General features: G+C 66.2%; 11 protein-coding genes. All 11 read left to right on the top strand.

Going from position 1 to position 14,225, the window contains the following annotated elements; genetic code table 11:
• The 11 genes from nuoE (at window position 1) to QKY98_RS09990 (ending at window position 14,174) form a co-directional block, all read left to right on the top strand.
• Window positions 1-501 carry an NADH-quinone oxidoreductase subunit NuoE gene (nuoE, locus tag QKY98_RS09940; protein WP_007158888.1) on the top strand — a complete coding sequence of 167 codons (501 nt, stop codon included), beginning with the start codon at window positions 1-3 and terminating at the stop codon, window positions 499-501.
• The gene (nuoF, locus tag QKY98_RS09945; RefSeq protein WP_017642309.1) at window positions 498-1,847 is read left to right on the top strand and encodes an NADH-quinone oxidoreductase subunit NuoF; all 1,350 of its coding nucleotides are present in this window, start codon (window positions 498-500) and stop codon (window positions 1,845-1,847) included. The genes nuoE and nuoF overlap by 4 nt, the downstream gene beginning before the upstream one ends.
• A gap of 140 nt (window positions 1,848-1,987) precedes the next feature.
• Window positions 1,988-4,705 (top strand): NADH-quinone oxidoreductase subunit NuoG, encoded by a 2,718-nt coding sequence (nuoG, locus tag QKY98_RS09950; RefSeq protein ID WP_284670789.1) that lies wholly within the window; start codon window positions 1,988-1,990, stop codon window positions 4,703-4,705.
• The gene (nuoH, locus tag QKY98_RS09955) at window positions 4,702-5,712 is read left to right on the top strand and encodes an NADH-quinone oxidoreductase subunit NuoH (protein ID WP_007158891.1); all 1,011 of its coding nucleotides are present in this window, start codon (window positions 4,702-4,704) and stop codon (window positions 5,710-5,712) included. Before nuoG ends, nuoH begins: the two co-directional genes overlap by 4 nt.
• 10 nt (window positions 5,713-5,722) lie before the next feature.
• The gene (gene nuoI / locus QKY98_RS09960; protein ID WP_284670790.1) at window positions 5,723-6,271 is read left to right on the top strand and encodes an NADH-quinone oxidoreductase subunit NuoI; all 549 of its coding nucleotides are present in this window, start codon (window positions 5,723-5,725) and stop codon (window positions 6,269-6,271) included.
• A gap of 9 nt (window positions 6,272-6,280) precedes the next feature.
• Window positions 6,281-6,793, top strand: coding sequence for an NADH-quinone oxidoreductase subunit J (gene nuoJ, locus QKY98_RS09965; protein ID WP_027599799.1), 513 nt, complete (start codon window positions 6,281-6,283; stop codon window positions 6,791-6,793).
• A gap of 25 nt (window positions 6,794-6,818) precedes the next feature.
• A complete protein-coding gene (gene nuoK / locus QKY98_RS09970; protein ID WP_007158894.1) occupies window positions 6,819-7,127 on the top strand; it encodes an NADH-quinone oxidoreductase subunit NuoK in 309 nt (102 codons plus the stop codon).
• A complete protein-coding gene (nuoL, locus tag QKY98_RS09975; protein ID WP_027599800.1) occupies window positions 7,124-8,971 on the top strand; it encodes an NADH-quinone oxidoreductase subunit L in 1,848 nt (615 codons plus the stop codon). Before nuoK ends, nuoL begins: the two co-directional genes overlap by 4 nt.
• A 27-nt stretch (window positions 8,972-8,998) precedes the next feature.
• Window positions 8,999-10,531 (top strand): NADH-quinone oxidoreductase subunit M, encoded by a 1,533-nt coding sequence (nuoM, locus tag QKY98_RS09980; RefSeq protein ID WP_007158896.1) that lies wholly within the window; start codon window positions 8,999-9,001, stop codon window positions 10,529-10,531.
• Between the two features lie 7 nt (window positions 10,532-10,538).
• Window positions 10,539-11,990, top strand: a complete 1,452-nt coding sequence (gene nuoN / locus QKY98_RS09985) for an NADH-quinone oxidoreductase subunit NuoN (protein ID WP_027599801.1) — start codon at window positions 10,539-10,541, stop codon at window positions 11,988-11,990.
• Between the two features lie 150 nt (window positions 11,991-12,140).
• A complete protein-coding gene (locus QKY98_RS09990; RefSeq protein ID WP_284670791.1) occupies window positions 12,141-14,174 on the top strand; it encodes a M13 family metallopeptidase in 2,034 nt (677 codons plus the stop codon).
• The last annotated feature ends 51 nt before the right edge of the window (window positions 14,175-14,225 follow it).

The following is a 14,225-nucleotide window of genomic DNA, read 5'->3' on the forward strand; positions in this document are numbered from 1 at the left end:
ATGAGCACCGAAACCCTGATCCAAACCGACCGTTTCGTCCTGAGCGAAACCGAGCGCTCGGCCATCGAGCACGAGATGCACCACTACGAGGACCCGCGCGCGGCGTCCATCGAGGCCCTGAAGATCGTCCAGAAGGAACGTGGCTGGGTGCCGGACGGCGCCATCTACGCCATCGGCGAAGTGCTGGGCATTCCCGCCAGCGACGTCGAGGGCGTGGCAACCTTCTATAGCCAGATCTTTCGCGTACCGGTCGGCCGCCACATCATTCGGGTGTGCGACAGCATGACCTGCTACATCGGCGGCCACGAATCCGTGGTCGGCGAGATCCAGCGCCAGCTGGGCATCGGCCTGGGCCAGACCACCGCCGACAGCCGCTTCACCCTGCTGCCGGTCTGCTGCCTGGGCAATTGCGACAAGGCCCCGGCGCTGATGATCGACGACGACACCCATGGCGATGTCCAACCCGCGGGCGTGGCCAAACTGCTGGAGGGATACGCATGAGACTGACCTCCTTCGGGCCTGCCAACAGCATCGCCCGTACCCCCGAGACCCACCCCCTGACCTGGCGCCTGCGTGAAGACGGCGCTCCGGTCTGGCTGGAGGAATACCAGGCGAAGGACGGCTACGCCGCGGCCCGCAAGGCGCTGACCGAGCTGGCCCCCGATGCCATCGTCCAGGAAGTCAAGGACTCCGGCCTCAAGGGCCGCGGCGGCGCGGGTTTCCCCACCGGCGTGAAGTGGGGCCTGATGCCCAAGGACGAATCCCTCGATATCCGCTACCTGCTGTGCAACGCGGACGAGATGGAACCCAACACCTGGAAGGACCGCCTGCTCATGGAGCAGCTGCCGCACCTGCTGGTGGAAGGCATGCTGATCAGTGCCCGGGCGCTCAAGGCCTATCGCGGCTACATTTTCCTGCGCGGCGAATACGTCGACGCCGCCGCCAACCTGCGGCGCGCGGTGGAGGAAGCCAAGGCGGCCGGCCTGCTGGGCAAGAACATCCTCGGTAGCGGCTTCGACTTCGAGCTGTTCGTCCACACCGGCGCCGGTCGCTACATCTGTGGCGAAGAGACCGCGCTGATCAACTCCCTGGAAGGCCGCCGCGCCAACCCGCGCTCCAAGCCGCCCTTCCCCGCCGCCGTCGGCGTCTGGGGCAAGCCGACCTGCGTCAACAACGTCGAGACCCTGTGCAACGTGCCGGGCATCGTCGCGGGCGGCGTCGACTGGTACAAGAGCCTGGCTCGCGAAGGCAGCGAAGACATGGGCACCAAGCTCATGGGCTTCTCCGGCAAGGTGAAGAACCCTGGCGTCTGGGAATTGCCCTTCGGCATCACCGCCCAGGAGCTGTTCGAGGACTACGCCGGCGGCATGCGCGACGGCTTCAAGCTCAAGTGCTGGCAGCCCGGTGGCGCCGGTACCGGCTTCCTGCTGCCCGAGCACCTCTCGGCGCAGATGTACGCCGGCGGCATCGGCAAGGTCGGCACCCGCATGGGTACCGGTCTGGCCCTGGCCGTGGACGACAGCGTCAACATGGTCTCGCTGCTGCGCAACATGGAAGAATTCTTCGCCCGGGAATCCTGCGGCTGGTGCACCCCCTGCCGCGACGGCCTGCCCTGGAGCGTCAAGCTCCTGCGCAGCCTGGAGAAGGGCGAGGGGCAGCAGGGCGATCTGGACACCCTGCTGCAGCTGGTCAACTTCCTCGGCCCGGGCAAGACGTTCTGTGCCCACGCACCGGGTGCCGTCGAGCCCCTGGGTAGTGCCATCAAGTATTTCCGCGAAGAGTTCGAGGCCGGTGTGCGCAAGGCGCCCAGCGAGCCGCGACCGACTGCTTCGGCGAGCGTGACCTGAGGATCGGCCCCCGCGGGGGCCGCTTCCATCGCTTTCTGGCCGGACCCGCTCCGGCCGGCGCTGCCTCTGGCGATCGCCAGGGCGGCGCGAACGTTTTCCCATTAGCCAGACCCGCCCTGCGCGGGTGAGAAGAAAACCCTATGGCCACTATCCACGTAGACGGCAAGACGTACGAGGTCGACGGGGCGGACAACCTCCTCGAAGCCTGCCTGTCCCTGGGGCTCGACATCCCCTATTTCTGCTGGCACCCGGCGCTGGGCAGCGTCGGCGCCTGCCGCCAGTGCGCGGTGAAGCAGTTCGCCGACGAGAACGACACCCGCGGGCGCCTGGTCATGTCCTGCATGACCCCGTCCAGCGACAAGACCTACATCTCCATCGAAGACGCTGAAGCCAAGGAATTCCGCAGCTCGGTCATCGAATGGCTGATGACCAACCATCCCCACGACTGTCCGGTCTGCGAAGAAGGCGGCCATTGCCACCTGCAGGACATGACGGTGATGACCGGCCACAACAAGCGCCGCTATCGCTTCACCAAGCGTACTCACCAGAACCAGGACCTCGGCCCGTTCGTCGCTCACGAGATGAACCGCTGCATCGCCTGCTATCGCTGCGTGCGCTACTACAAGGACTACGCCGGCGGTACCGACCTGGGCGTCTATGGCGCCCACGACAACGTCTATTTCGGCCGCGTCGAGGACGGTGCCCTGGAGAGCGAATTCTCCGGCAACCTGACCGAGGTCTGCCCCACCGGGGTGTTCACCGACAAGACCCACTCCGAGCGCTACAACCGCAAGTGGGACATGCAGTTCGCCCCGAGCATCTGCCATGGCTGCTCGTCGGGCTGCAACATCAGCCCCGGCGAGCGCTATGGCGAACTGCGCCGCATCGAGAACCGCTTCAACGGTTCGGTGAACCAGTATTTCCTCTGCGACCGTGGCCGCTTCGGCTATGGCTATGTCAATCGCAAGGATCGTCCGCGCCAGGCCCTGCTGAAAGATGGCAGCCTGGAAACCGGGATCGATGCCGCCCTGGATCGCGCCGCCCTGCTGCTGCGCGGCAAGAAGGTGATCGGCATCGGCTCGCCGCGTGCTAGCCTGGAAAGCAACCACGCCCTGCGCGAACTGGTCGGCGCCGAGAACTTCTACAGCGGCATGAGCGCCCGTGACCTGGCCAATGTGCGCCTGGTGCTGCAGGTGCTCAAGGACAGCCCCCTGCCCGTCCCGACCCTGCGCGCCATGGAAAAGCACGACGCCGTCTTCGTCCTCGGCGAGGACCTGACCCAGACCGCGGCCCGCCTGGCGCTGTCCCTGCGGCAGTCCGTCAAGGGCAAGCCCGAGGCCATGGCCGCGGCGCAGAAGATCCAGCCCTGGCTCAACGCGGCCGTGCAGAATATCGGCCAGAGCGAGCGCAATCCGCTGTTCATCGCCAGCGTCGCCGCCACCCGCCTGGACGACGTCGCCGACGCCCGTCTGCATGGCTCGCCGCTGGAACTGGCCCGTTTCGGCCATGCCGTGGCCCATGCCATCGACGCCAGCGCCCCGGCCGTCGACGGCCTGAGCGACGAAGTCGCCGAGCAGGCGCGTCTGCTGGCCGAGACCCTGCTGGCGGCCGAACGTCCACTGGTGGTATCCGGTACCTCCCTGGGTGAACCGGCGCTGATCGAGGCCGCCGCCAACCTGGCCAAGGCTCTGGCCGCCAAGGGCAAGGCCGGCTCCCTGAGTCTGGTGGTGCCCGAAGCCAACAGCCTGGGTCTGGCGCTCTATGGCGGCGAGTCCGTCGAAGACGCCTTCGCGGCCCTGGAAAACGGCCAGGCCGATGTTCTGGTGGTGCTGGAGAACGACCTCTATCGCCGCGCCCCTGCCCAGCAGGTGGATCAGGCCCTGGCCCGCGCCCAGGTGCTGGTGGTGCTGGATCACCAGCGCACCGCCACCGCCCAGCGCGCCGATCTGGTGCTGCCGGCGGCGAGCTTCGCCGAAGGCGACGGTACCCTGGTCAGCCAGGAAGGTCGCGCCCAGCGCTTCTTCCAGGTCTATGAGCCGAGCTACTACGATCCCTCCAGCCTGGTCCGCGAAGGCTGGCGCTGGCTGCACGCCCTGCGCAACACCCTGGACAACCGTCCGGTGGACTGGACCCAGCTGGACCATGTCACCGACGCCGTGGCCACTGCCGCGCCGCAACTGGACGGCATCCGCGACGCCGCGCCCAACGCCAGCTTCCGGGTGAAGGGCCTCAAGCTCGCCCGCGAACCGCACCGCTACAGCGGCCGCACCTCCATGCGCGCCAACCTCAGCGTGCACGAGCCGCGCGCGCCCCAGGACGCCGACACCGCCTTCGCCTTCTCCATGGAAGGCTATGCCGGCAGCGCCGAGCCGCGTCAGCAGATCCCCTTCGCCTGGTCCCCGGGCTGGAACTCGCCCCAGGCCTGGAACAAGTTCCAGGACGAGGTCGGTGGTCACCTGCGCGCCGGCGATCCGGGCGTGCGCCTGATCGAGACCCAGGGCGATCGCCTGAACTGGTTCGCCGTCCCGGCCGCTGCCGTGCGCAGTACCGCGTCCGGCTTCCAGGCCGTGCCGCTGTACCACCTGTTCGGCAGCGAAGAGACCTCTTCCCGTGCCGAGCCGGTGCGTGAGCGCATCCCGGCCGCCTACGTGGCGCTGGCCAAGGCCGATGCCGACCGCCTGGGTGTCAACGAAGGTGCCCTGCTGCGCCTGCAGGTCGCCGGTCAGGAATTGCGCCTGCCGCTGCAGATCAAGCCCGAGCTGTCCGCCGGCCTGGTCGGTCTGCCCGCCGGCTTCGAAGGGATTCCGGTGGACTTCGCCGGCCTCTCCGTGGAAGGACTGCAGGAGGCCGCGGCATGACCTGGCTCACCCCCACCCTCATCGCCGTGGTGATCGGCGTCCTCAAGGCCATCGTCATCCTGCTGGCGGTGGTCATCTGCGGGGCGCTGCTGAGCTTCGTCGAACGGCGCCTGCTGGGTCTCTGGCAGGACCGCCACGGTCCCAACCGGGTCGGTCCCTTCGGCGCCTTCCAGCTGGGCGCCGACATGCTGAAGATGTTCTTCAAGGAGGACTGGACGCCCCCGTTCGCCGACAAGATGATCTTCGCCCTGGCACCGGTGATCGCCATGGGCTCGCTGCTGGTGGCCTTCTCGGTCATCCCGATCACCCCTACCTGGGGCGTGGCGGACCTGAACATCGGCCTGCTGTTCTTCTTCGCCATGGCCGGCGTCAACGTCTATGCGGTGCTCTTCGCCGGCTGGGCGAGCAACAACAAGTTCTCGCTGCTGGGCGCCATGCGCGCCTCGGCCCAGACCCTCTCCTACGAGGTGTTCATGGGTCTGTCGGTGATGGGCATCGTCGCGGTGACCGGCTCCTTCAACATGAGGGACATCGTCGAGGCGCAGCACCAGGGCTGGTGGTTCATCATTCCCCAGTTCTTCGGCTTCTGCACCTTCTTCATCGCCGGCATCGCCGTCACCCACCGTCACCCCTTCGATCAGCCGGAAGCCGAGCAGGAGCTCGCCGACGGTTACCACATCGAATACGCGGGCATGAAGTGGGGCATGTTCTTCGTCGGCGAGTACATCGGCATCGTGCTGATCTCGGCGCTGCTGGTGACCCTGTTCTTCGGCGGCTGGCACGGTCCCTTCCTGGATACCCTGCCCTGGCTGTCCTTTGTCTGGTTCGCCCTGAAGACCGCCTTCTTCATCATGATCTTCATCCTGTTGCGTGCGTCCATTCCGCGTCCGCGCTACGACCAGGTAATGGCCTTCAGCTGGAAGTTCTGCCTGCCCCTGACCCTGATCAACCTGCTGGTGACCGGTGCGGTGGTGCTCTATAGCGCCACGCCGGCCATCGGCCAGTGAGGTATCCGTCATGATCAAGGAAATCCTGCACGTCCTGCATGGCACCTACACCCAGTTGCGCAGCGTGGTGATGGTCTTCAGCCACGCCTTCCGCAAGCGCGACACCCTGCAATACCCCGAGGAACCCGTGTACCTGCCCCCGCGCTACCGCGGCCGCATCGTGCTCACCCGTGACCCCGACGGCCAGGAGCGCTGCGTGGCGTGCAACCTGTGCGCCGTGGCCTGCCCGGTCGGCTGCATCTCGCTGCAGAAGACAGAAGCCGAAGACGGTCGCTGGTACCCCGAGTTCTTCCGCATCAACTTCTCGCGCTGCATCTTCTGCGGCATGTGCGAGGAGGCCTGCCCCACCACCGCCATCCAGCTGACCCCGGATTTCGAGATGTCCGAGTTCAAGCGCCAGGAGCTGGTGTACGAGAAGCAGGACCTGCTGATCTCGGGTCCGGGCAAGTATCCGGAATACAACTTCTACCGCGTGGCCGGCATGGCCATCGCGGGCAAGCCCAAGGGTGCCGCGCAGAGCGAGGCAGAGCCGATCAACGTGAAGAGCCTGCTGCCCTAAGGAGCTGTCGTGGAATTCGCCTTCTATTTCTCCGCTGGGGTGGCCGTCCTGGCCACCTTCCGGGTGATCACCAACACCAATCCGGTGCATGCGCTGCTGTACCTGATCATCTCACTGCTGGCCGTGTCCATGGTGTTCTTCGCCCTGGGCGCACCCTTCGCCGGGGCCCTGGAGATCATCGTCTACGCCGGCGCCATCATGGTGCTGTTCGTCTTCGTGGTGATGATGCTCAACCTCGGGCCGGTCGTGGCCGAGCAGGAGCGCAAGTGGCTGACCCCCAAGGTCTGGATCGGTCCGTCGATCCTCGCCGGTGCGCTGCTGGTGGAACTGCTGGTGGTGCTGTCGCGTACCCCGGGCGGCGCCGCCATCGGCCACACCTCGGTGGAAGCCAAGGCCGTAGGCATCAGCCTGTTCGGACCCTATCTGCTGGCGGTCGAACTGGCCTCCATGCTGCTGCTGGGTGCCCTGGTCGCGGCCTATCACCTGGGTCGCAGCGACGTCAAAGACGGGATCGGCGAGTGAGTCGCCAAGGACTGGAGAACAGCCAATGAACGCCATACCTCTGGAACACGGCCTGGCCCTCGCCGGCGCCCTGTTCGCCCTTGGCCTGGTGGGCCTGATGGTCCGCCGCAACATCCTCTTCGTGCTCATGAGTCTGGAAATCATGATGAACGCCGCCGCCCTGGCCTTCGTGGTCGCGGGTAGCCGTTGGGGCGCCCCCGACGGCCAGGTGATGTTCATCCTGGTGCTGAGCCTGGCCGCCGCCGAGGCCAGTATCGGCCTGGCGATCCTGCTGCAGCTCTATCGCCGCTTCCACACCCTCGACGTCGATGCCGCCAGCGAGATGCACGGATGAACCTGCTACCCCTCACCTTCGCCTTTCCCCTGGTCGGCTACTTCCTGCTGGCCTTTTCCCGCGGTCGGCTGTCGGAGAATCTCTCCGCGCTGATCGGCGTGGGTTCGGTGGGCCTGGCGGCGCTGGTCGCCGCCTGGGTCGGCTGGAACTTCCACGTCGCGCCGCCCGCCGACGGTCACCTGACCCTCGTCCTCTGGCAGTGGATGAACGTGGAGGGCTTCGCGCCCAACATGGCGCTCTACCTGGACGGCCTGTCGCTGACCATGCTCGGCGTGGTCACCGGCGTCGGCTTCCTGATCCACCTGTTCGCCTCCTGGTACATGCGCGGTGAAGAGGGCTACTCGCGCTTCTTCGCCTACACCAACCTGTTCATCTTCAGCATGTTGCTGCTGGTTCTCGGCGACAACCTGCTGCTGCTGTACTTCGGTTGGGAAGGCGTGGGCCTGTGCAGCTATCTGCTGATCGGCTTCTACTACAGCGAGCGCGCCAACGGCAACGCGGCGCTGAAGGCCTTCATCGTCACCCGTGTCGGTGACGTCTTCATGGCCTTCGGTCTGTTCATCCTGTTCATGACCCTGGGCACCCTGGACATCCAGGAGCTGCTGCAGAAGGCGCCCGACGTCTTCGCCAGCGGCGATCCGCTGATCGTGCTGGCCACCCTGGCCCTGCTCGGCGGCGCCGTCGGCAAGTCGGCCCAGCTGCCGCTGCAGACCTGGCTGGCGGACGCCATGGCCGGTCCCACCCCGGTCTCCGCCCTGATCCACGCGGCGACCATGGTGACCGCGGGCGTCTACCTGATCGCCCGGACCCATGGCCTGTTCCTGCTGGCCCCGGAGATCCTGCACCTGGTCGGCATCGTCGGTGCCGTGACCCTGGTGCTGGCTGGCTTCGCCGCCCTGGTGCAGACCGACATCAAGCGCATCCTGGCCTATTCGACCATGAGCCAGATCGGCTACATGTTCCTGGCCCTGGGTGTCGGCGCCTGGCAACCGGCGATCTTCCACCTGATGATCCACGCCTTCTTCAAGGCGCTGCTGTTCCTCGCCTCGGGTTCGGTGATCCTCGCCTGCCACCACGAGCAGAACATCTTCAAGATGGGCGGCCTGTGGAAGAAGATCCCCTTGGCCTACGCCAGCTTCGTGGTGGGTGGTTCGGCCCTGGCGGCGCTGCCGCTGGTCACCGCCGGCTTCTACTCCAAGGACGAGATCCTCTGGGAAGCCATGGCCAGCGGTCACACCTACCTGCTCTATGCAGGCCTGGCCGGTGCCTTCCTGACCTCGATCTACACCTTCCGCCTGATCTTCATCACCTTCCACGGCCAGGCGCACACCGAGGCCCATGCCGGCCACGGCATCGCCCACAACCTGCCGCTGGCGGTGCTGCTGGTGCTCTCGACCTTTGTCGGCGCGATGATCGTGCCGCCGCTGGCCGGGGTGCTGCCGGAATCCATCGGCCATGCCGGTGGCGAAGCCAAGCACTCGCTGGAGATCACCTCGGGGGCCATCGCCATCGCCGGTATCCTGCTGGCCGCCCTGCTCTTCCTCGGCAAGCGTTCCTTCGTGAACGGCCTGGCCAAGAGCGCACCGGGTCGCTTCTTCGGGACCTGGTGGTATCACGCCTGGGGCTTCGACTGGCTGTACGACCTGATCTTCGTCAAGCCGTACCTGCTGCTGGCCCGCCTGCTGCGCCGCGATCCCATCGACCAGGCCATCGGCCTGATCCCGATGCTGGCGCGCGGTGGCAACCTGGCACTGAGCATCACCGAGAACGGCCGTCTGCGCTGGTACGCGGCTTCCATCGTGGGAGGCGCCGTGCTGCTGCTCGGCGCGCTGCTGCTGGCCTGACCCCCTGACTAAGGATAAGTACACGTCATGCTTCTGCCCTGGCTAATCCTGATCCCCTTCATCGGCGGCCTGCTCTGCTTCCTCACGGAAAAGACCGGCCCGCTGGTGCCCCGCTGGATCGCTCTGTTCACCATGCTGCTGGAGCTGGTGCTCGGCCTGTGGCTGTGGGCCCACGGCGACTACAGCCTGGCTCCGGCCCCTGGCGCCGAAACCGCCTGGACCGCGGAATTCCAGATGAACTGGATTCCGCGCTTCGGCATCAGCCTGCACTTCGGTCTCGACGGCCTGTCGCTGCTGATGATCCTGCTCACCGGCCTGCTCGGTGTGCTGGCGGTGACCTGCTCCTGGCGCGAAGTGCAGCGCCACGTCGGCTTCTTCCACCTCAACCTGCTGTGGATCATCGGCGGCGTGGTGGGGGTGTTCCTGGCGCTGGACCTGTTCCTGTTCTTCTTCTTCTGGGAAATGATGCTGGTGCCGATGTACTTCCTGATCGCGCTGTGGGGCCATAGCTCCGCGGACGGCAAGAAGAGCCGCATCACCGCCGCCACCAAGTTCTTCATCTTCACCCAGGCCAGCGGTCTGATCATGCTGGTGGCGATCATCGCCCTGGTGCTGGTGAACTACGGTGCGACCGGCGTCCTGACCTTCGACTACGAAGACCTGCTGCAGCTGCAACTGGATCCCAAGCTGGAATACCTGCTGATGCTGGGCTTCTTCATCGCCTTCGCGGTGAAGCTGCCGGTGGTGCCGGTGCACTCCTGGCTGCCGGATGCCCACGCCCAGGCGCCGACCGCCGGTTCCGTCGACCTCGCCGGCATCCTGCTCAAGACCGCCGCCTACGGCCTGCTGCGCTTCGCCATTCCGCTGTTCCCCAACGCCTCGGCGGAATTCGCGCCGATCGCCATGTGGCTGGGCATCATCGGCATCTTCTACGGCGCCATCCTGTCGTTCGCCCAGACCGACATCAAGCGCCTGGTGGCCTACTCCAGCGTCTCGCACATGGGCTTCGTGCTGATCGGCATCTACTCCGGCAGCCCCCAGGCGCTGCAGGGCGTGGTGGTGCAGATGATCGCCCACGGCCTTTCCGCCGCCGGCCTGTTCATCCTCTGCGGCCAGCTCTATGAGCGCATGCACACCCGTGACATGCGCCAGATGGGCGGGCTCTGGGCGCGGGTGCCCTACCTGCCCGCCCTGAGTCTGTTCTTCGCCTCGGCTTCGCTGGGTCTGCCGGGTACCGGCAACTTCGTCGGCGAATTCCTGATCCTGCTGGGCGCCTTCCCGGTGGTGCCGATGATCACCGTCATCGCCACCTTCGGCCTGGTGTTCGCCTCGGTCTACTCGCTGATCATGATCCACCGCGCCTACTTCGGTCCGGCCAAGGCCGAAGGCGCCCTGCCGGGTCTGAACGCACGGGAACTGTCGATGCTGCTGTTGCTTGGCGTGCTGCTGGTGCTGCTCGGCGTCTATCCGCAGCCGGTGCTGGATACCTCGGCCGCGAGCATGGCCGGTGTCCAGCAGTGGCTCGGCGAAGCCTTCTCCTCTCTCGTTTCCGCCCGGTAAGAGCGCCATGACCTTTACCTACGAACACTTCATCGCCCTCCTGCCGATCATCATCACCGGCTTCACCGCCGTGGTGGTGATGCTGGGCATCGCCTGGCGGCGGGATCACACCATCATCCCGACCCTGGGCGTGATCGGTCTCAACCTGGCCCTGCTGTCCTGCATCCCGGCCCTGGGCGTCGGCGCCATCGACGTCACCCCGCTGCTGCGCATCGACGGCTTCACCTGCTTCTACATGGCGCTGATCCTGATCGCCACCCTGGCCTGCATGACCCTGTCGCATGCCTACATGGAAGGCTATCCGGGCAACCGCGAAGAGCTGTACCTGCTGCTGCTGATCTCCGCCACCGGCGGTCTGGTGCTGGTGGCGGCGCAGAACGTCGCCGGTCTGTTCATCGGCCTGGAACTGCTGTCGGTACCGGTCTACGGCCTGGTGGCCTACAGCTACTTCAATCGCCGCTCCCTGGAAGCCGGCATGAAGTACCTGGTGCTGTCCGCCGCCGGTTCGGCCATCCTGCTGTTCGGCATGGCCCTGCTCTACGCCCAGTCCGGCAGCCTCAACTTCGCCGACATCGGCATGCAGATGGACGCCCCGGCCAGCACCGGCCTGCTGATGGAAATCGGCCTCGGCATGCTGATCGTCGGTCTCGGCTTCAAGCTGTCCCTGGTGCCCTTCCACCTCTGGACCCCGGACGTCTACGAGGGTGCCCCGGCACCGGTCGGCGCCTTCCTGGCCACCGCCAGCAAGGTCGCCGTTTTCGCCGTGCTGGTACGGGTGTTCCAGACCATGCCCATGGCCACCGAGGACGGCTGGCTGCACGATGCCATCGCCTTCATCGCCATCGCCTCCATGCTGGTGGGCAACCTGCTGGCGCTGATGCAGAGCAACCTCAAGCGTCTGCTGGGTTACTCCTCCATCTCCCACTTCGGCTACCTGCTGGTGGCAGTGGCCTCGGGCGAAGGCCTGTCGATGGAAGCCGTGGCGGTCTACCTGGTGACCTATGTCTTCACCAGCCTGGGCGCGTTCGGCGTGATCACCCTGATGTCCAGCCCGAGCAACGGCCAGCGTGACGCCGATGCCCTGTTCGAGTACCGCGGCCTGTTCTGGCGCCGTCCGTACCTGACCGCGGCGCTGACTGTGATGATGCTGTCCCTGGCCGGCATCCCGCTCACCGCCGGTTTCATCGGCAAGTTCTACGTCATCACCGTGGGCGTGGAAGCGGGCATGTGGTGGCAGACCGCGGCCATCGTGCTGGGCAGCGCCATCGGCCTGTTCTATTACCTGCGCGTGATGGTCACCCTGTACCTGACCGAGCAGGGCCTGCAGCGCCACGATGCGCCGATGAACTGGGGTCAGCGCGCCGGTGGCGTGATGCTGATCGCCATTTCCATCGCGACCTTCGTCCTCGGCGTCTATCCGCAGCCGCTGCTGCAACTGGCGCAGCTGACGGTGTTCTGATCCAGGACGTCGCCCACGATCCCCGCTTCGGCGGGGATCGTCGTTTCTGGGGTCCGCAAGAGACCCGCCCTTGGCAGGGTCGCGCCCCGACCGCTACCCTCGGCGCCCTACCCTGCTTTTCCTGTCCTTTCCTGGAGACCCTTTTCTCCCATGCCTGCGTTGAAACCTCTCACCCTCGCCATCGGCCTGCTGCTCGGCGGCCAGGCCTTCGCCGCCCCTGTCTTCGACGTCACCGAACTGGGTGACCCCGCCACCGCCTGCAGCGACCTCGACACCTTCGTCAACCAGAAGTGGGTCGCCGCCAATCCGATCCCGCCGGACAAGTCGCGCTGGGGTTCCTTCATGGCCCTGGGGGAGAAATCGCTCAACGACCAGCACGCCATCCTGCGGCGTGCCGCCCGCACGGCCGATCGCGCGGCAGCGGGCTCGGTGGAACAGAAGATCGGCTGGCTGTATCGCTCGGGCATGGACGAGGCCGCCATCGAGCGCGCCGGCTATCGCCCGATCCAGGCGCAACTGGCGGCCATCGATGGATTGCGCACCACGGCCGATGTCGTGAAGTACCTGCAACAGAGCTTCGCCCGCGGCGACATGCAGGTGTTCTCCTTCGGCTCCGGCGCCGACTACCAGAATGCCAAGCAGCAGATCGCCTATGCCTACCAAGGCGGCCTGGGCCTGCCGACACCCGATTACTACACCGAAGCCGACTACGCCAAGCTGCGCCAGGCCTATCTGGGCCACATCGCCCGGCTGCTGGTTCTGACCGGCGTACCCAAGGCCAGGGCCGCCGCCCAGGCCGAACTGGTGCTGGCCTTCGAGAGTCGCCTGGCGCGCGCCTCGGTCAAGCCGGTGGAGCTGCGCAATCCGGAAAACCAGTATCACTACCTGAGCTTCGCCGAGGCCAACCAGGTGACGCCGCACTTCGACTGGCAGGCCTTCTTCGCCAGCCAGGGCGTCACCGGCCAGCAGGGCTTTTCGCTGTCCCAGCCGGGCTTCTTCGCCGAATTCGACCGGATGCTGGCGGAGACCCCCGTCGAGCAGTGGCAGGCCTATCTGCGTGCCCATGTGATCGACGACGCCGCGCCGCTGCTGTCCCGACCCTTCCAGCAGGAGAGCTTCGAGTTCAACCAGAAGACCCTGAGCGGCCAGCAGCAGCAGAGCGAGCGCTGGAAGCGGGTGCTGCGCGCGGTCAACGGCGCCATGGGCGAAGGTCTCGGCCAGCTCTATGTGGAGGAGCATTTCTCGCCCCAGGCCAAGGCCCGCGCCCAGGAACTGGTGGACAACGTGATGCTGGCGCTCAAGGCGCGCATCGAGCAGCTCGACTGGATGAGCCCGGAGACCAAGCAGAAGGCGCTGGCCAAGTGGGATAGCTTCCTGCCCAAGATCGGCTATCCGGAGCGCTGGCGTGACTGGAGCGGCCTGACCCTCCAGCCCCAGGGATTCTATGCCAACCTGGAAGCCGCCTCGCGCTTCAACTACCGGCATGACCTGGACAAGATCGGCAAGCCCACCGACCGCAAGGAATGGGGCATGTATCCGCAGACGGTCAACGCCTACTACAGCCCCACCGACAACACCATCAACTTCCCCGCGGCCATCCTGCAGCCGCCCTTCTTCTATCCGGACGGTGACGACGCCATCAACTACGGCGGCATCGGCGCGGTGATCGGCCACGAGGCCAGCCATGGCTTCGACGACCAGGGCAGCAAGTTCGACGGTGCCGGCAACCAGGTCGACTGGTGGACCCCGGCCGACCGCAAGGCCTTCGAGGCCCGCACCGGCAAGCTGGTGCAGCAATTCGACGGTTATCGGCCGCTGCCGGACCATCCGGAGCTGCACGTCAACGGCAAGCTCACCCTGGGCGAGAATATCGGCGACCTCGGCGGCATCAATGCCGCCTATGACGCCCTGCAACTGGCCCTGGCGAAGAAGCCGGAAGAGGCTGCCCGGAAGATCGACGGCTATACCCAGGACCAGCGCTTCTTCCTCAACTGGGCGCGGGTCTGGCGGGGCTCGATCCGTGAAGAGCAGGCGCGCCTGTTCCTCAACACCGATCCCCATGCGCCCATGAGATTCCGTGCCATCGGCGCGCCATCCAACATGCCAGCCTTCGCCCAGGCCTTCAGCTGCAAGGCAGGCGATGCCATGGTCCGGCCGGACGAGCAGCGCGTGGAAATCTGGTGACGGACCAGGGGCGTCGGTCGAGCGGGTATCGCTTTTGCATCGCTCGCCTTC

The sequence above is a fragment of the Pseudomonas sp. HR1 genome, from assembly GCF_030175875.1.
Lineage (GTDB): Bacteria > Pseudomonadota > Gammaproteobacteria > Pseudomonadales > Pseudomonadaceae > Chryseomonas > Chryseomonas oryzihabitans.

Bases quoted from the DNA above. Each gene is read 5' to 3' on its own strand.
- nuoM (WP_007158896.1), top strand. From the start codon at position 8,999: ATGCTTCTGCCCTGGCTAATCCTGATCCCCTTCATCGGCGGCCTGCTC.
- nuoE (WP_007158888.1), top strand. From the start codon at position 1: ATGAGCACCGAAACCCTGATCCAAACCGACCGTTTCGTCCTGAGCGAA.
- nuoL (WP_027599800.1), top strand. From the start codon at position 7,124: ATGAACCTGCTACCCCTCACCTTCGCCTTTCCCCTGGTCGGCTACTTC.
- nuoI (WP_284670790.1), top strand. From the start codon at position 5,723: ATGATCAAGGAAATCCTGCACGTCCTGCATGGCACCTACACCCAGTTG.
- nuoG (WP_284670789.1), top strand. From the start codon at position 1,988: ATGGCCACTATCCACGTAGACGGCAAGACGTACGAGGTCGACGGGGCG.
- nuoF (WP_017642309.1), top strand. From the start codon at position 498: ATGAGACTGACCTCCTTCGGGCCTGCCAACAGCATCGCCCGTACCCCC.
- nuoN (WP_027599801.1), top strand. From the start codon at position 10,539: ATGACCTTTACCTACGAACACTTCATCGCCCTCCTGCCGATCATCATC.
- nuoH (WP_007158891.1), top strand. From the start codon at position 4,702: ATGACCTGGCTCACCCCCACCCTCATCGCCGTGGTGATCGGCGTCCTC.
- QKY98_RS09990 (WP_284670791.1), top strand. From the start codon at position 12,141: ATGCCTGCGTTGAAACCTCTCACCCTCGCCATCGGCCTGCTGCTCGGC.
- nuoK (WP_007158894.1), top strand. From the start codon at position 6,819: ATGAACGCCATACCTCTGGAACACGGCCTGGCCCTCGCCGGCGCCCTG.